The following is a 16,836-nucleotide window of genomic DNA, read 5'->3' as shown; positions in this document are numbered from 1 at the left end:
GAAAAATGCTCCGTATCTTTCGATACGGAGCATTTTCTTTGAGCGCTGCGCAGATTGCTAGGTTTTCACACAGTCTGACGATGGCCGGTTTTTTATTGCCATGAATTCAATAAAAAAATACCACCCGAATAAAGCAGCAACCTGCTAATCCCGTCCAGCAGGATTGTTCATCTCTTCGTTAAAACCAAACTCTTGCAACACACATGCAAACCGCCAGAAATGAAAACCGCTTAGTCTGAAACCCGACTTGATAAATGGATTTCATCATGACGAGCAATATCGAAAAATCTTTCATCGCAACACTGAGAATGTTCGACCACAGGGTTGGCTTTCTTGAACAGCTGTACGGCAAACCGGCGATGGCTACCATCAATCTGTTCAGCGGCGGTTTCTATACCGGACGCCCGCAAACACGGGATCAGTCCCACCTGCTCGGCATCCGGAGCAACGAGCAGAGCGGCCGGATAAAACCGCTGAAGCTGCATTTCGGTCATACCCCTGACGGCTACATCCTCACCGTGAAAAACCAGGGCAACTACTTCAATCAGGTAATCAGCAATCACTGGCTGGACACCGTCGAGGCCGTCAAGCCAGACACTGACAACTTGACCACGTTTATTCTTGTCGACCGTAGCGGCACCGCTATAACGCTGGACAACTTAACGGGCGTACATACAGCTGTTTCTCTCAAACTGAAAAATCATGCCTATTTGGGCGGTATAAAAATCACAAGTCTGCCTTACGTCTATCTGGGCAAAACCGAAGAACGTTCAAAGATCACTTTCATCCTGAGCATCGTCGAAAGACATGTACCAGTCATCAAAACGTGACTCACACCCCGCCCAGAAAAAAAGGCACAGCCGCCGATTTTTTTCTCAAATGCTCAAGACCGGGCCATCCAGACAACTGGTAAGACCGGTCATGCCAATTTTCTAATTTTCCCTTGCGATCCGGGAAAACCTGCGCCTAGACTGCGCCTGCACTGGACATACCGGTAAGACCACAATAATTAAGTCCTGAATCCGCTGCGCCACGCGTACGGCAGCCAGGACACCGACCCAGGATTCCTCCCATGCTCAGATGGTGCTCGCGCTCAATCTTCCTTCAAGTGGTTCTCGGACTGATGCTCGGCATCGTCTGCGGGCTGACCCTTCCTGAATACTCCGCCCAGCTGAAACCGCTCGGCGATGGCTTCATCAAACTGATCAAGATGCTCATTGGCCTGATCGTGTTCTGCGTGGTGGTCAGCGGCATCAGCGGCGCGGGCGATCTGAAGAAGGTCGGGCGCATCGGCCTCAAGTCGGTGATCTATTTCGAAGTGCTGACCACCATCGCTCTGGTGATCGGTCTGGTGTTCGCCTTCAGCACCGGCATTGGCAGCGGCGCGAACATTCATCTGGAGCAGCTCTCCAGCGCCGACATGGGCGACCTCGCCGAGCGCAGCCAGCACATGCACACCACCACGCAATTTCTGATGGACCTGATCCCGACCTCGGTGATCGGTGCCTTCGCTGACAACAATATTCTGCAAGTGCTGCTGTTTTCGGTGCTGTTCGGCAGTGCACTGAATCTGGTCGGCGAAGCCGCTTCCGGGATTTCGCGACTGATCAACGAACTCAGCCATGTGATCTTCCGCATCATGGGCATGATCGTCCGTCTGGCGCCGATCGGCGTGTTCGGTGCCATCGCCTTCACCACCAGCAAATACGGCCTGGATTCGTTGCAGCACCTGGGCAGTCTGGTCGGCCTGTTCTACCTGACCTGCGTCGCCTTCGTCGCGCTGATCCTCGGTCTGGTGATGCGCGTTTCCGGTCTGCGCATGTGGCCGCTGCTCAAGTACCTGCGGGAAGAACTGCTGATCGTCATGGGCACCGCCTCTTCCGACGCCGTGCTGCCGCAGATCATGCGCAAGCTCGAACACCTCGGCATCGGCAGCTCGACGGTCGGTCTGGTGATTCCGACCGGGTACTCGTTCAACCTCGACGGTTTCTCGATCTACCTGACCCTGGCCATCGTGTTCATCGCCAACGCTACCGGCACGCCACTGGCGATGACCGACTTGCTGACCATCCTGCTGGTGTCGCTGATCACCTCCAAAGGCGCCCACGGCATTCCCGGTTCGGCGCTGGTGATTCTCGCCGCGACGCTGACGGCGATCCCGGCGATTCCCGTAGTCGGTCTGGTGCTGGTGTTGGCCGTGGACTGGTTCATGGGCATCGGCCGCGCGCTGACCAATCTGATCGGCAACTGCGTCGCCACCGTGGCCATCGCCCGCTGGGAAAAGGACATCGATGTACAGCGCGCGAACAAGGTGCTCAACGGCGAACAGGGCTATAACTTTCAACCGCGAAAAACCGTCGCTCAGGCGGCGGCCAAAGAATTCTGAATGAGTGCCGTGCCTGCCAATATGCAGGCACGGCGCAGGGAGCCAATACGTGATTACAACTTCAACCGTCGTCAATTCAGTGGTGGAAAAACTCCGCGCCGCGTTGGCCCGAGGCCAGTGGCGCTCCGGCGACATGCTGCCGGGCCAGCGCGAACTGGCCGAACAGCTGGGCATCAGCCGGCCGAGCCTGCGCGAAGCGGTGATCGTCCTCGAAACCCTCGGCTTGGTGCGCTCGATGCCGGGCAAAGGCGTGGTCGTGCTCGACGCACAACACAGCGACAGCCAGAGCCACGACAGCGCAGTCGCCGGCGCCAGCCTGGAAGATGTGCTGCAACTGCGCTACACCCTTGAGCCGTTCATCGTCGGGCTGGTCGCGCAATCGATCAGCAGCAAGGAAGTCGGCCAATTGCGCCTGACCCTGATGGACATGCGCGAAGCCCTTGAGGCCGGTGACAGCGAAGCCGGGGTCAGCGCCTACATCGCCTTCCATGAGGAACTGTTCACGCTGACCTCGAACCCGATTTTCCAGAGCGTGGTACAGCAGACCAGCAACGCCCTCAAGCAAAGCGCTGAAGTGTTGCGCAATTCCCCGGAACATCTGGCCGAACGTCTGGAAGAAAACGAAGCCGTAGTCCGCGCGATCCGCAGCAAGAACAGCGCTCAGGCCAGCGCCGAAATGCGTCGGCACATTCTGCGCGAAGGCCAGCGCATGGGCGTTGAGCTGAATATTCCGGACGACAACTTGCCCACCTGATTTGCCAGGAGAACGGCCATGAACAGTTTCGCTTCAGCGTCCCACGCGCAATCGACCGCCCTGCCCGTCTCTCGTCTGGGCACGCCGACGGAAGATCTGTATCCGCGAGTGTTCGACGCGATTCTCGAGCAGCGTATCGATGAAGACAGCCGGTTCACCGAGGACACTCTGCAGGCGATGTTCAGCGCCGGCCGCGCCGATGTACGACGGGTGCTGACGCAGTTGTCCCACGAGCAGATCGTGGTATTGCGCGCCAATCATCGACCACGAGTGGCCGCGCCTGATCGGGAGCTGATCCGGCAGACCTTGCATGCGCGACGGCTGGCCGAGAACACCTTGGTGCGATTGGCGTGTCAGCGTCCGCAGCCAGACGATTTGAAATGCTTGCGCACGTTGATAGAGCGCGAGAAGCGCGCCATCGAGCAGGATCGGCGCGGGGCGGCGATTCGGTTGTCGGGGGAGTTTCATTTGCAGTTGGCACGGATGGCGGGAAATCTGCCGTTGGCGCATTTTCTGCGCAGTCTGGTGCCGCTGACGTCGTTGGCGATTGCGCGGAGTCAGTGTTCGACGCAAAGCTGTTGCGCATGGCAGGAGCATTTGGCGTTGGTTGAAGAAGTGGGGCGAGGTGATGTTTCCAAGGCCGGCATGTTGATGAATCGGCATCTGGATCATCTTGAGCAGAAACTGCTCGGTCCAGACCTTGAGCATTGTGCTGTCGGTTAGACCGCCTTCGCGAGCAAGCTCGCTCCCACAGTTGACCGCATTTCTCTGGACGGAATACGGTCCCCTGTGGGAGCGAGCTTGCTCGCGAAGACGCCATCACTGACAACCAAGATCCATCAGGCAGAAGCAACCCTGGCAAACCCCGCCCGAATCTTCTCTTCCGGCAAGTCATCGGCGATAAACACGATCACACTCTCGCGCGTCTCGCCCTCGGCCCATTCGGTGTCCCAGTCGAAACCATAGAGTTTCAGCACACCCTGAAACACCAGGCGCCGATCTTCCCCGGCAATATTCAGCACGCCTTTGTAGCGCAGCAATTGCTTGCCGTGCTCTTCCAGCAGCTCGTTCATGAATTCGCTGAGCTGATCGATATCCAGCGCCTGATCGGTGCGCAGCACCAGACTGGAGATGCGATCGATCGACGGTGCCTTGCTCACCGGACGCAGGCTCAGACCGCCGCCCAGGTCAGCATTGAGGTTGAAACCACGCACATCCAGCAATTCAGCCAGATCGATATTGCCATGCTCGACCACGCGGATCGGCGCGCGGCGGTTGATTCGCGTAAGGCGCTCGCTCAGCGCAGTGAACGTCGGTTCATCGACCAGATCGGTTTTGCTCACCAGCAAGCGATCGGCGAAACCGATCTGCGCCTGGGCAATGGTCTGGGTCAGGTGCACGTCGGCGTGAGCGGCGTCGACCAGGGTGATGATGCCGTCGAGCAGATAACGCTCGCGCAGCTCTTCATCGATGAAAAAGGTCTGCGCCACCGGCGCCGGATCGGCGAGACCGGTGCACTCGATCACCAGACGATCGAAGGCGATCTCGCCGCTGTCCAGGCGCTCGAGCAGCAAGTACAGCGCCTTGGTCAGATCGGTGTGAATGGTGCAGCAGACGCAGCCGTTGGCCAGGGTCATGACCTGCACCGGCTCGTCACCCAGCAACTGAGTGTCGATGCCGGCGTCGCTGAATTCGTTTTCGATCACGGCGATTTTCAGGCCGTGCTCGGCTTTCAATAAATGACGCAGCAAGGTGGTCTTGCCGGCGCCGAGGAAACCGCTGAGGACCGTTACCGGAATGGGAGAAGACAAAACCCGATCTCCTGAAAAGAACACAAAAACAAATGTGGGAGCGAGCCTGCTCGCGAAAGCGGTGTGTCAGTCAAATCATTCATCAACTGACACTCCATATTCGCGAGCAGGCTCGCTCCCACAGGGGATTACCTCAACCTGATGCTGTCAGCTCAACAGCACTTCGGCCCACCCTTGCCACCGTAACGGGCTTCCTGACGTTCGCGGAAGAACATCTCGTAGCTCATCACCGGTTTGTCCGGGTGTTTGGTTTGCATATGCTCGACGTAGGTGTCGTAGTCGGGCATGCCGACCATCAGGCGCGCGGCCTGACCGAGGTATTTACCGAGGCGACTCAGGTCATTGAACATGCTGCAATCCTCTGGTTACGCATCCGGCAGGGCCTGGAATGGCGATTCTTTATCCGTACGCTCTTTTTTGCCCCAGGCGGCGATGCCGACCTTGAGCGCATAGAACAGGATGCTGAACACCACGAACAGGAACAGCGCAGTGAGTGTGGCGTTGGTGTAGGCGTTGAAGATCACGTGCTGCATCTGCTCGACGCTTTTCGCCGGCGCCAGCACCTGACCGTTGGCCAGCGCATCGCTGTACTTCTTGGCCAGGGACAGGAAGCCGATCGCCGGGTTGGCGTCGAACAGCTTGATGAAGCCAGCAGTAGTGGTGCAGATCAACAGCCAGGTGGCCGGCAACAGGGTGACCCAGATGTAGCGCTGGCGCTTCATCTTGATCAGGACCACGGTGCCGAGCATCAGCGCGATACCGGCGAGCATCTGGTTGGAGATGCCGAACAATGGCCACAGGGTGTTGATGCCGCCCAGTGGATCGATCACGCCCTGATACAGCAACCAGCCCCACATCGCCACACAACCGGCGGTGGCGATCAGGTTGGCGCCCCACGACTCGGTGCGTTTGAGCGCCGGTACGAAGGAGCCGAGCAGATCCTGCAGCATGAAGCGCCCGGCACGGGTACCGGCGTCGACAGCGGTGAGGATGAACAGCGCTTCGAACAGGATCGCGAAGTGGTACCAGAACGCCATGGTGTTTTCACCCGGCAGGACACTGTGCAGGATCTGCGCGATACCGACCGCCAGAGTCGGCGCGCCACCGGCGCGAGCCAGAATGGTGGTTTCGCCGATGTCATGGGCAACCGCTTGCAGCGCTTCCGGTGTGATCGCAAAGCCCCAACTGGTGACAACCTGCGCCACCGAAGCGACGTCACTGCCGACGACTGCGGCCGGGCTGTTCATGGCGAAGTACACGCCCGGCTCGATCACCGAAGCGGCAACCATGGCCATGATCGCCACGAACGATTCCATCAGCATGCCGCCGTAACCGATGTAGCGGGCGTTGGTTTCGTTATCCAAAAGCTTCGGCGTGGTGCCCGACGAGATCAGCGCGTGGAAACCCGATACCGCGCCGCAGGCGATGGTGATGAACAGGAACGGGAACAGACCGCCCTTCCACACCGGCCCGGTGCCGTCGACGAACTGGGTCAACGCCGGCATTTTCAGCTCGGGCATGGTGATCAGGATGCCGATCGCCAGGGCGACGATGGTGCCGATCTTGAGGAAGGTCGACAGGTAGTCGCGTGGCGCGAGAATCAGCCAGACCGGCAGCGATGCAGCGACGAAACCATAGCCGACCAGCATCCAGGTAATCTGCACACCGGTGAAGGTAAAGGCTTTGGCCCATACCGGATCGGCAGCGATCTGCCCGCCCAGCCAGATCGAACCGAGCAGCAGCAACACACCGACCACGGAGATTTCGCCAATGCGGCCCGGGCGGATGTAGCGCATGTAGATGCCCATGAACATCGCGATCGGGATAGTCGCCATCACGGTGAAGATGCCCCACGGGCTCTCGGCGAGGGCCTTGACCACGATCAGCGCCAGCACCGCGAGGATGATGATCATGATCAGGAAGCAGCCGAACAGTGCAATGGTTCCGGGAATCCGGCCCATTTCTTCACGCACCATATCGCCCAGGGAACGGCCGTTGCGTCGGGTCGACATGAACAGGACCATGAAGTCCTGCACCGCGCCCGCCAGCACCACACCGGCAATCAGCCAGAGTGTGCCGGGCAGATACCCCATCTGCGCCGCCAGCACCGGACCGACCAGTGGCCCCGCGCCAGCGATGGCCGCGAAGTGGTGACCGAAAAGAATGTGTTTGTTGGTCGGCACATAGTCCAGACCATCGTTGTTGAGCACGGCGGGGGTGGCCCGACGCGGATCCAGTTGCATCACGTTGTTGGCGATGAACAGACTGTAGTAACGGTACGCAACCAGATAAATGGCCACGGCAGCGACCACAATCCACAAGGCGTTGATCGCCTCGCCGCGGCGCAATGCCACTACGCCAAGGGCGCACGCTCCTACGATTGCCAGCACGAGCCAGGGTAAGTGGCGCAGCAGGCTATTATTATTTTTCATTTTATTATTCCAGCCAGGGTGGACAAGAAAGACAGCCACCCCGAGTTTAGCGCTTACGGCGCCAAAGGCCATACCCCGACATAGGTCTAGACGCTTGAGCGATTGGCTGGCGCCCGCATTCGCGGTCTATAGTCAGCGAACCTTCATGAGGATTGCGCCATGAGCGAGCACCCCGCCAATCGACGTCGTTTCAAACGTATTGCGTTCGATGCCAGAACCGAGCTGAAACAGGGCGAGTACATCTGGCCGGTCAAGTTGATCGACCTGTCGCTCAAGGGCCTGCTGATCGAGCGACCGGAGCCGTGGCTCGGGGATAAAGAGCAGGACTTCTTCGTCGACATTCATCTGAGCGAAGACGTCGATATCGAGATGGACGTGCATCTGGCCCATGAGGAAAACGGCCACTTGGGGTTCATCTGCCGGCACATCAGCCTGGAATCGATCCAGCGCCTGCGCCGCTTGATCGAACTGAATCTGGCGGATGAGGCCGAGCTGGAGCGCGAACTGGGTGCGCTGATCGAGATCTAGCGCCACCCCCAACCCCGAATTGGAATGCCCTGTGGTGAGGGGGATCTATGTGGTGAAGGGACTTATGTGGCGAGGGGATTGATGTGGCGAGGGGATTTATCCCCGTTGGGCTGCGCAGCAGACCCGTTTTTTCAGGGCCGCTACGCGCCCCAACGGGGATAAATCCCCTCACCACAGAGGTTCGGCGTTCACTCAAACAGTGCGTCAAGTGCTTGTTCAAGGCGGCTCACGGCGATGATCTGCAAGCCGGGAGGCGATTCCTTCGGAGCATTACCCTTCGGCACGATCGCGCGTTTGAAGCCGTGCTTGGCCGCTTCCTTCAACCGCTCCTGCCCGCTCGGCACCGGGCGCACTTCGCCAGACAGGCCGACTTCGCCGAACACCAGCAGGTCATGGGGCAGCGGCCGGTTGCGCAAACTCGACATCACCGCCGCCATCAACGCCAGATCCGACGCCGTCTCCAGCACCTTCACGCCGCCTACCACGTTGAGGAACACGTCCTGATCGTGGGTCGGAATCCCGCCGTGGCGGTGAAGCACCGCGAGCAACATCGCCAATCGGTTCTGATCCAGCCCCAGCGTCACCCGACGCGGGTTGGCCAGATGGCTGTCATCGACCAGCGCCTGCACTTCGACCAGCATCGGTCGGGTGCCTTCCCACGTCGCCATGACCACACTGCCCGGGACTTCTTCCTGAGCGCGGGTAAGAAAAATCGCCGATGGGTTGGAGACTTCTTTCAGGCCCTTGTCGGTCATGCCGAACACGCCCAATTCGTTGACCGCGCCGAAACGGTTCTTCACCGCCCGCAGCAGACGCAGTCGACCATCGGATTCACCTTCGAAATACAGCACCGTGTCGACCATGTGTTCCAGAACACGTGGACCGGCCAGCGCACCTTCTTTAGTGACGTGGCCGACGAGGAAGATCGCCGTGCCGCTCTGTTTGGCGTAGCGCACCAGCAACGCCGCACTTTCACGCACCTGCGACACGCCGCCCGGGGCCGATTGCAGTTGTTCGGTGAAAATGGTCTGGATCGAGTCGATCACCATCACCTTGGGCTTTTCCTGGCGGGCGGTGGCAATGATGGTTTCGATGCAGGTTTCGGTCATCACCCGCAGTTGATCCTGCGGCAGGCCGAGACGGCGAGCGCGCATCGCCACCTGCTGCTGGGATTCCTCACCGGTGACGTACAGCGCTGGCATGCTCTTGGCCAGATTGCACAGGGTCTGGAGCAGGATTGTCGACTTGCCGATCCCCGGATCACCGCCAATCAGCACCACCGAGCCATCGACCAGCCCGCCGCCGAGTACGCGATCAAGCTCACCGGACGCGGTGGAAAAACGTGGAATCTCTTCGATGCTGACTTCGGCGAGCGTCTTGATCTGCGCCTGCTGGCCAGCCCAACCGGTGCGCCCGGTGGGTGCCGTGGCGCCGCCGCTTTCGATCATGGTTTCGGTCAGGGTGTTCCAGGCACCGCACTCGCCGCACTGCCCGGCCCACTTGGGAAAGGTTGCGCCGCACTCGGTGCAGCCGTACATGCGCTTGGCCTTGGCCATCAGAACCCCCGGAACAAAAGACGCGATGATAACGCAGCCACCGCCGATCAGCGCGGCGCAGCGGTACGGATTTCGCCGCTGGCCAGACGCGCGGCACTGTTACCCAGCGGATCCTCGGCATTGAGGTCGGCGCCCTTGGCTTTCAACGCATCAAGCAATTCCAGACGCTTGAACAGCCCGGCGTACATCGCCGCTGTCTGTCCGGCGCCGTTACGTTGGTCGGGGCTGCAATCGGTGGCCATCAGGCGCCGGGCGATCTGCAACTCGCCTTTGAAAATCGCGCCCATCAGCGCCGTGTTGCCGCGTTGATCCTGAGCACAGGCGTCCGCGCCCGCTGCCAACAGTCGCTCAACCGCCGGCGCCTGACCGTGGTAGGCGGCCAGAATCAGCGCGGTGTAACCCTTGCTGTCGCGGGTATCGAGGGAATAGCCGGACTCGATAAAGGTCTCGAGCATTGGCACGTCGCCACGGCGGGCGGCGTCGAAGTAGTAATCCTGCAACTGCGCCTTGATTGCCTCGGGGCTTTGCTCGACCGGTGCCGCCCACGCGCTGAACGACAGGCACCCGGCCAGGCATAAAAGAAAAATACGCATCGGGCTCTCCTTGAGCGCACGCGAGGCGGGACAGCCCTCGCGTGCGCCGCATCGCTATCAGTCGGTCAGTTTGGCCGCCAGTGCTTTCACACGGCTGAGGTCGCCCTTGGCCACTTCGGTCACACCGCTGCCGTACTCGGGGTCAGCCTTGTACAGGAAGGACAGGATGATGTGCTTGCTCTCGTCATCGGTGGTGGCCAGCGAGCCGCCGAAGCTGTCGATCAGGTCGCGACGTTCCTGCTTGCTGTACGAGCGATACAGATCACCGGCCTGCTTGAAGTTCTGCTCACGCTGGATCTTCGCCTGTTGCGTGCTGCCCGCCAGCGCCGACTGGCTGTAACGCGCCGCTGGCGTTTCTTCACGCGGTTGCAGGCGGCTTGGCTGGTAGTTGACGCCGGACTGGCTGGCGCCAAAATTCATCGCGCCATCCTGATTGCCATTGTTCACTGCGGTTTTCGGAGCGTTGATCGGCAATTGCAAAGCGTTGGCACCGAGGCGATACATCTGCGTATCGGCGTAAGAGAACACTCGGCCCTGCAACAAACGATCTTCCGAAGGCTCGATACCCGGAACTACGTTGGCCGGTGCCATGGCAACTTGTTCAGTTTCCTGGAAGACATTGGCCGGATTACGGTTCAAGACCATTTGTCCAACTTTGCGCTCGGCAATACCCGGCCAGATCTTGGTTGCATCAAGCGGATCGAAATCAAACTTGGACAAATCCTGTGGCTTGAGAACTTGCACGTACAAGTCCCACTTCGGAAAGTTGCCCTTGTTGATATTACTCACCAAGTCGTTGGTCATATGACTGTAATCCCGACCTTGAACTTCGCTAACTTGTTTTGGCGTAAGGTTCTTGATGCCTTGCAGACTCTTCCAGTGAAACTTAACGTAGTGAACTTCATTCCTGGCATTGATCAGCTTATAGGCATGAACACCATTGCCATCCATTTCCCGATAACTGGCCGGAGTGCCGTAGTTGGAATACAACTCGGTCAGTGTGCGGGTGGCTTCCGGTACATGGGAGAAGAAGTCGAACCGGCGCGAATCGTCGTCGAGGTTGGTGCGCGGATCGGGCTTGAAGGCGTGCACCATGTCCGGGAATTTGATCGCATCGCGGATGAAGAAGGTCGGGAAATTGTTGCCGACCAGATCCCAATTACCGTCAGCGGTGTAGAACTTGGTGGCGAAACCACGCGGGTCACGCAGGGTTTCCGGGGAATGGTTGCCATGCACCACCGCCGAGAAACGCACGAATACCGGCGTGCTCTGGCCTGCGGCGAACACCTTGGCCTTGCTCAGGTCGCTGAGGTCATCGGTCACGGTGAAGGTGCCGTGGGCGCCCGTGCCGCGTGCATGTACCACGCGCTCGGGGATGCGTTCACGGTCGAAGCGTTGCAGCTTCTGGATCAGTTGCACGTCCTGCAGCAGCACCGGGCCGGTGGCGCCGGCAGTTTGCGAGTTCTGATTGTCACCCACCGCAGCGCCGTTATCGCGGGTCAGCGGAGCGGCGTTGACCGAGAAGGTCAGCAGGCTGGCGGTGAGAACGCCGAGGGTGCGGCGATGGGGAAAAGCCCCCAGTCCAAGAGCGGAAGTCATATCAGGTTCCTCTGGTTTTATTGAGCGCATCCAGGTGCGCCACAGCAAGGCTAGAGGCCCCCGCCGAGGAACATAAATAGAAAGAACGTAACACCATGATTGAAGAAATTGGCTTTCCCGTCAGCGGGTTAGCGCGTATTCCGCGCGCGATTGCTGGCAATTTGCAAACTAATCGTTAATTGATGTGTCGATAAAAACGGGCATTGTAAGAAGGTGTTTCGCGCAGGAGGCGTTTCGCTGATTTACACTGCCTACACCAAACTCATCTGTAACAAGGAAATAACTATGGGCGTGCTTAGCGAGTTCAAGGCCTTCGCGGTCAAAGGCAATGTGGTCGACATGGCCGTCGGTATCATCATCGGCGCGGCGTTCGGCAAGATCGTTTCGTCGTTTGTCGGCGACGTGATCATGCCGCCGATTGGCCTGTTGATCGGCGGGGTGGACTTCAGTGATCTGGCTGTCACGCTCAAAGCCGCCCAGGGCGATGCGCCCGCCGTGGTGCTGGCTTACGGCAAATTCCTGCAGACGGTGCTGGATTTCGTGATCGTCGCATTTGCGATCTTCATGGGCGTCAAGGCCATCAACCGCCTCAAGCGCGAAGAAGCCGTAGCACCGACCGCGCCGCCGATCCCGAGCAAGGAAGAGCAACTGCTGGGCGAAATCCGCGACCTGCTCAAGGCGCAGAACGAGCGGCCCTGAGGCATTCGCTACACATCAAAACGGCACCCGCGGGTGCCGTTTTCGTTACCAGTAATTCTCCACCGCAACCTGCCCAGGCTTGCGGGTCAGGCTCAGGCGCATGTCGCGCTGTTTCAGCAAGGCGCGGGTGTCGTCGATCATCTGCGGATTGCCGCACAGCATCACTCGCGAATGCTCTGGCGAGAGCTCAACCCCTGCCGCTCGCTCCAGTTCGCCGTTTTCGATCAATGTGGTAATCCGGCCCTGCAACGCGCCTGGGTGGGCCTGGCGGGTCACAGTGGGGATGAATTGCAGCTTGTGGGCGTATTCGCTCAGATAGTCCCGTCGCGCCAACCCGGCGATCAACTCTTGATAGGCCAGTTCCCGCGCCTCCCGCACGCTGTAAACCAGAATGATTCGCTCGAATTTCTCCCAGACCTCGAAGTCCTGCAGGATCGACAGAAAGGGCGCCACCCCGGTGCCGGTCGACAATAACCACAGGTCTCGGCCGTCGACAAAACGATCCAGCGTCAGGTAGCCGAACGCCTGGCGCTCGACCATCAAAGTGTCGCCGACCTGGAGCCGGCTCAGCTCACTGGTGAATTCGCCGCCCGGCACGACGATGGAAAAGAATTCGAGAAACTCGTCGAACGGCGACGACACCATCGAATAGGCGCGCCAGACCGTGCTGCCATCGGCCTTGGTCACGCCCAGCCGGGCGAACTGGCCGGCACGAAAGCGAAAGCCGGGATCACGGCTGGTGCGCAGCGTGAACAGGTTCGGCGTCAACGGTTGCACATCGAGCAAGGTCTGGGTGGTGTACTTCTCGGCACTGGCAGTCATGAGGCACTCCTTGAAACGATTGCCCACAGTGTCCCGCAAAATCGCGCTGCCAAACACTCGTGATTGGTAATGGTATTGACGGGATCAGCGCAAGACATTCGATTTGCTGGCAATACTGGATCTAGAGCAATAACTTTAAGATGCCAGTTAAAATATAACAGCCTGTATTGCTAAGAACGCTTTTATAAAAAACACCAAAGTTTCAATCTCGAAAAAATGTAAGGCGTTTCGCAGGAAAGATCCTACACTTCGATTCGTGCGAGATTTTTTGGATCCATTTGGCGCCCCTATATCAGGATGGAGGCAAAGTTCATGGAAACGTGGAAGGAATCACAATTGAAACAACTGACATTTGCCAAAGGCATTGAGGCGGCATACCCGATACTGCTGAGATTTGCCGAGAATCTGGGCTTTAACTATTGTGCGATAGCGGTCACCTCCCCCCATCGCGATGTGCATTTGAATGCCTTGCAAATCAATAACTATCCGAAAGAATGGAACATCCAGTACAACAAAGAGAACTACCGGAATATTGATCCGGTAATAGCGCATTGCAATCATTCGGTATTGCCGATCGTCTGGGAAGAAAGAGTGTTCACCGACGCGCCGGAGCTGTGGCAGGCGTTAAAGCAAAATGGACTGCAGCATGGCTGGTCGCAGGCCTTTCATGACGACACCAGCGGTTTGTGCAGCATCATCAGCCTGGCGCGCACCCACTGCCCGATCAGCCCGCTCGAACTGTATGAGCATTACGGTTATCTGTTTTTTGCCAACCGTCACCTCAGTGACCTGTATGCCCGCACCGTTCCCACACCGGCCAAACCCAGCAAACCGAGGCTATCGTCCCGGGAACTGGAGATCATGAAATTGTCCGCCATGGGCAAGACCGCTCACGATATCTCGAGAATCCTCAGCCTGAGCGAACGCACCGTTAACTATCACGTGCAAAACGTCATCGAAAAATTCAACGTCTGCAACAAGATTTCCGCAGTGATTGCCGCCGCTCGTGCCGGCATCATCTGACAGCTGAGCGTTATCGCGCGGTAATCCTGCGAGTATTTAGGCGCAAAAAAACGTACCATTCAGGCCTTTCCGAGTGATGACGCAACCTGCTTGCATCGCAGTCCACTCGGTCGGATCCCGTCGCACCATCTGCCGGCAACGGGATATCTGCCGAATATCCTGAGTCCCCGCCCCATGCCTTTGCTCGAAACGCCTTTCGCCCAGCTCGACCTGATCCGCCAGCCTGAACAGCAGAATGAACCACTGCAAGCCTTTGATGCGGCGGACGAGTACCTGCTCAATCATCTCGCCAGCGAACAACCTGCGAGCAGCACCCGCGTGCTGGTGCTCAATGACAGCTTTGGCGCCTTGGCGATCAGTCTGTTGGACAAGGTCGAGGTGAGCAGTAGCGGCGATTCGTTCCTGGGTTTCGTCGGGCTGGAAAAGAATCTGCTGCGCAATGGTCAGGCGTTCGACGCGATTCGTCCGATTCCGGCTAGTGAGCCTTTGGTCGGGCCGTTTGATCGGGTGCTGATCCGCGTCCCCAAAACCCTGGCGCTGTTGGAAGAACAGCTGATCCGCCTGCAAGGACAACTCGCTCCAGGCGCGCAAGTGATCGCCGCCGCCATGGTCAAGCATCTGCCCCGCGCTGCCGGCGATCTGCTGGAACGTTACATTGGCCCGGTACAGGCGTCGCTGGCCGTGAAGAAAGCCCGACTGCTGATCGCCACGCCTGAAAGCAAAGCGCCCGCCACGTCTCCTTACCCGACTCGTTACCGCCTCGACGAGCCGGCAATCGAATTACTTAACCACGCCAATGTGTTCTGCCGCGAAGGCCTCGACATCGGCACTCGCGCGTTTCTGCCGCATCTGCCGAAAAACCTTGGCCACGCGCAAGTCGCTGACATCGGTTGCGGCAACGGTGTTCTGGCAATCGCCAGCGCTTTGCAGAACCCGGATGCGCATTACACGCTGGTCGACGAATCGTTCATGGCGGTGCAATCGGCTGCCGAGAACTGGCGCGCGGCATTGGCCGATCGCGAAGTCATCGTGCGCGCTGGCGATGGTCTGGCCGGGCAGGCGCCGCAGTCACTGGACGTGGTGCTGTGCAACCCGCCGTTCCATCAGCAGCAGGTGGTCGGCGATTTCCTCGCCTGGCGCATGTTCCAGCAGGCGCGCGAGGCACTGGTGGTCGGCGGTGCGCTGTACATTGTCGGCAATCGGCATCTGGGCTATCACAGCAAACTGGCGCGCCTGTTTCGTGGTGTCGAGCAAGTGGCGGCGACGCCGAAATTCGTCATCCTCAAGGCGCGCAAATAAAACTGCGGCGTAAAAAAACCCTCCGTGAGGAGGGTTGCAAATCCATACCCGAAGGCGCCGGGACGGGATGTTTCAGTGGGTGGTCAAACCTGCGGCATTCATGAACATGCGCATCAGGCTGGCGGCGATGAACAACACGCCGACACTGCCAACCCAGATCAGGGCCAACCAGCCGAGCCGCTGCCACAGCGGCTTTTTTTCGGCTTCTTCAATGTCGTGCAGGGAATGTTTGCCGGTCATTGCATCGATCTCCGTTAAGCCAAGGCGTCACTGCGGACGCCTTCGCGAGCAGGCTCGCTCCCACAGGGCAAGCCCAGCATGGGATTAGTGATAGCCGTCTTCGTGGGTGACCTTGCCGCGGAACACGTAGTAGCTCCAGAAGGTATACCCCAGGATGAACGGAATGATGAACAACGTGCCGACCAGCATGAAGCCCTGACTTTGCGGCGGCGCGGCGGCGTCCCAGATCGATATCGACGGCGGCACGATGTTCGGCCACAGGCTGATGCCCAGACCGCTGTAGCCGAGGAAGATCAGCACCAGGGTCAGCAGGAACGGCGTGTAGTTGGCGTTACGTGCCACCGCGCGAATCAGGCCGTACAAGGTGACGAGCACCAGAATCGGCACCGGCATGAACCAGAACAGATTCGGCATGCTGAACCAGCGCGAGGCGATTTCCGGATGCGACAGAGGCGTCCACAGGCTGACGATACCTATCACTGCCAACAGGACAAACGCCAGCGGTCGCGCCAGGTCATGCATCTGCTCCTGCAACTTGCCTTCGGTTTTCATGATCAGCCAAGTACAGCCGAGCAAGGCATAGGCCACCACCAGCGCCGCGCCGCAAAACAGCGTGAACGGCGTCAGCCAGTCCAGTGAACCTCCAGCGAACTGGCGATTGACCACCGGCAGACCATCGATGAACGCTCCCAGCGCCACGCCCTGAAAGAACGTCGCCGCGATCGAACCACCGATAAATGCCTTGTCCCACAGGTGACGTTTTTCATCCTTGGCCTTGAAGCGGAACTCGAAAGCCACGCCGCGGAAAATCAGGCCCATGAGCATGAAGATCAGCGGCAGGTACAGCGCCGACAACACCACCGAATAGGCCAGCGGGAAGGCGCCGAACAACGCCGCGCCACCCAGTACCAGCCAGGTTTCGTTGCCGTCCCAGACCGGGGCGACGGTGTTCATCATCACGTCGCGATCGGTCTTGCCGGGCACGAACGGGAAGAGAATGCCAATGCCCAGGTCGAAGCCGTCCATGACCACGTACATCATGATGCCGAAGATGATGATCACGGCCCAGATCAGCGGAAGATCAATACCCATGA

General features: G+C 59.0%; 17 protein-coding genes. 8 read left to right on the top strand and 9 right to left on the bottom strand.

The genetic code is table 11. From position 1 onward, the window contains the following. Window positions 1–266: 266 nt before the first annotated feature. The 4 genes from AAEZ10_RS17260 to AAEZ10_RS17245 all read left to right on the top strand — a co-directional run bounded on the left by AAEZ10_RS17260 (window position 267) and on the right by AAEZ10_RS17245 (window position 3,863). Complete coding sequence (locus AAEZ10_RS17260) at window positions 267–830, top strand: hypothetical protein (protein ID WP_241149629.1); 564 nt, start codon at window positions 267–269, stop codon at window positions 828–830. 242 nt (window positions 831–1,072) lie between these two features. Further along, entirely contained in the window at window positions 1,073–2,386 is a 1,314-nt protein-coding gene (locus AAEZ10_RS17255) for a C4-dicarboxylate transporter DctA (protein WP_064364099.1), read from the top strand. Between the two features lie 49 nt (window positions 2,387–2,435). Then, window positions 2,436–3,140 carry a FadR/GntR family transcriptional regulator gene (locus AAEZ10_RS17250; RefSeq protein ID WP_258710554.1) on the top strand — a complete coding sequence of 235 codons (705 nt, stop codon included), beginning with the start codon at window positions 2,436–2,438 and terminating at the stop codon, window positions 3,138–3,140. Between the two features lie 18 nt (window positions 3,141–3,158). Next, a complete protein-coding gene (locus tag AAEZ10_RS17245) occupies window positions 3,159–3,863 on the top strand; it encodes a GntR family transcriptional regulator (RefSeq protein ID WP_350570222.1) in 705 nt (234 codons plus the stop codon). A 116-nt stretch (window positions 3,864–3,979) separates the two neighbouring features. Here AAEZ10_RS17245 and yjiA read toward each other — a convergent pair whose 3' ends face one another. From yjiA to AAEZ10_RS17230, 3 genes are all read right to left on the bottom strand, one after another. Then, entirely contained in the window at window positions 3,980–4,951 is a 972-nt protein-coding gene (yjiA, locus tag AAEZ10_RS17240; protein WP_016773100.1) for a GTPase, read from the bottom strand. Window positions 4,952–5,103: 152 nt separating this feature from the next. Then, window positions 5,104–5,301, bottom strand: coding sequence for a YbdD/YjiX family protein (locus tag AAEZ10_RS17235; RefSeq protein ID WP_003228401.1), 198 nt, complete (start codon window positions 5,299–5,301; stop codon window positions 5,104–5,106). Window positions 5,302–5,316: 15 nt separating this feature from the next. Further along, entirely contained in the window at window positions 5,317–7,383 is a 2,067-nt protein-coding gene (locus AAEZ10_RS17230; RefSeq protein WP_016773099.1) for a carbon starvation CstA family protein, read from the bottom strand. 159 nt (window positions 7,384–7,542) lie between these two features. Here AAEZ10_RS17230 and AAEZ10_RS17225 point away from each other — a divergent pair, with 159 nt between their 5' ends. Then, window positions 7,543–7,911 (top strand): PilZ domain-containing protein, encoded by a 369-nt coding sequence (locus AAEZ10_RS17225; protein WP_071173654.1) that lies wholly within the window; start codon window positions 7,543–7,545, stop codon window positions 7,909–7,911. A 188-nt stretch (window positions 7,912–8,099) separates the two neighbouring features. Here AAEZ10_RS17225 and radA read toward each other — a convergent pair whose 3' ends face one another. Genes radA through katB form a run of 3 tightly spaced genes read right to left on the bottom strand, consistent with a single transcriptional unit; the run spans window position 8,100 to window position 11,659 of the window. Continuing rightward, window positions 8,100–9,467: a DNA repair protein RadA gene (radA, locus tag AAEZ10_RS17220; protein ID WP_024014403.1), complete on the bottom strand. Its 1,368-nt coding sequence runs from the start codon at window positions 9,465–9,467 to the stop codon at window positions 8,100–8,102. A 47-nt stretch (window positions 9,468–9,514) separates the two neighbouring features. Continuing rightward, window positions 9,515–10,060: an ankyrin repeat domain-containing protein gene (locus AAEZ10_RS17215; protein WP_076564177.1), complete on the bottom strand. Its 546-nt coding sequence runs from the start codon at window positions 10,058–10,060 to the stop codon at window positions 9,515–9,517. Between the two features lie 57 nt (window positions 10,061–10,117). After that, a complete protein-coding gene (katB, locus tag AAEZ10_RS17210; RefSeq protein WP_282385206.1) occupies window positions 10,118–11,659 on the bottom strand; it encodes a catalase KatB in 1,542 nt (513 codons plus the stop codon). Between the two features lie 285 nt (window positions 11,660–11,944). Between katB and mscL the strand changes: the two genes are divergently transcribed. Continuing rightward, a complete protein-coding gene (mscL, locus tag AAEZ10_RS17205) occupies window positions 11,945–12,358 on the top strand; it encodes a large-conductance mechanosensitive channel protein MscL (protein WP_024014404.1) in 414 nt (137 codons plus the stop codon). Between the two features lie 45 nt (window positions 12,359–12,403). On the opposite strand, the gene AAEZ10_RS17200 is transcribed toward mscL, so the two are convergent. After that, the gene (locus tag AAEZ10_RS17200; RefSeq protein ID WP_339101014.1) at window positions 12,404–13,180 is read right to left on the bottom strand and encodes a ferredoxin--NADP reductase; all 777 of its coding nucleotides are present in this window, start codon (window positions 13,178–13,180) and stop codon (window positions 12,404–12,406) included. Between the two features lie 312 nt (window positions 13,181–13,492). Here AAEZ10_RS17200 and AAEZ10_RS17195 point away from each other — a divergent pair, with 312 nt between their 5' ends. Continuing rightward, complete coding sequence (locus AAEZ10_RS17195; RefSeq protein ID WP_071173658.1) at window positions 13,493–14,203, top strand: autoinducer binding domain-containing protein; 711 nt, start codon at window positions 13,493–13,495, stop codon at window positions 14,201–14,203. 174 nt (window positions 14,204–14,377) lie between these two features. Beyond that, window positions 14,378–15,502, top strand: a complete 1,125-nt coding sequence (locus AAEZ10_RS17190) for a methyltransferase (protein ID WP_282385214.1) — start codon at window positions 14,378–14,380, stop codon at window positions 15,500–15,502. A 72-nt stretch (window positions 15,503–15,574) separates the two neighbouring features. Here AAEZ10_RS17190 and AAEZ10_RS17185 read toward each other — a convergent pair whose 3' ends face one another. Both AAEZ10_RS17185 and cydB read right to left on the bottom strand, forming a co-directional pair. Further along, a complete protein-coding gene (locus tag AAEZ10_RS17185) occupies window positions 15,575–15,742 on the bottom strand; it encodes a DUF2474 domain-containing protein (protein WP_016773090.1) in 168 nt (55 codons plus the stop codon). 84 nt (window positions 15,743–15,826) lie between these two features. Beyond that, on the bottom strand, window positions 15,827–16,834 hold the full coding sequence (cydB, locus tag AAEZ10_RS17180; protein ID WP_016773089.1) for a cytochrome d ubiquinol oxidase subunit II: 1,008 nt from the start codon (window positions 16,832–16,834) through the stop codon (window positions 15,827–15,829). Window positions 16,835–16,836 lie beyond the last annotated feature (2 nt).

The sequence above is a fragment of the Pseudomonas sp. H26/SER47-MNA-CIBAN-0231 genome (assembly GCF_040310465.1).
GTDB classification, from domain to species: Bacteria; Pseudomonadota; Gammaproteobacteria; order Pseudomonadales; family Pseudomonadaceae; genus Aquipseudomonas; species Aquipseudomonas atacamensis.
This window is presented reverse-complemented; position numbering and strand designations above follow the sequence as displayed.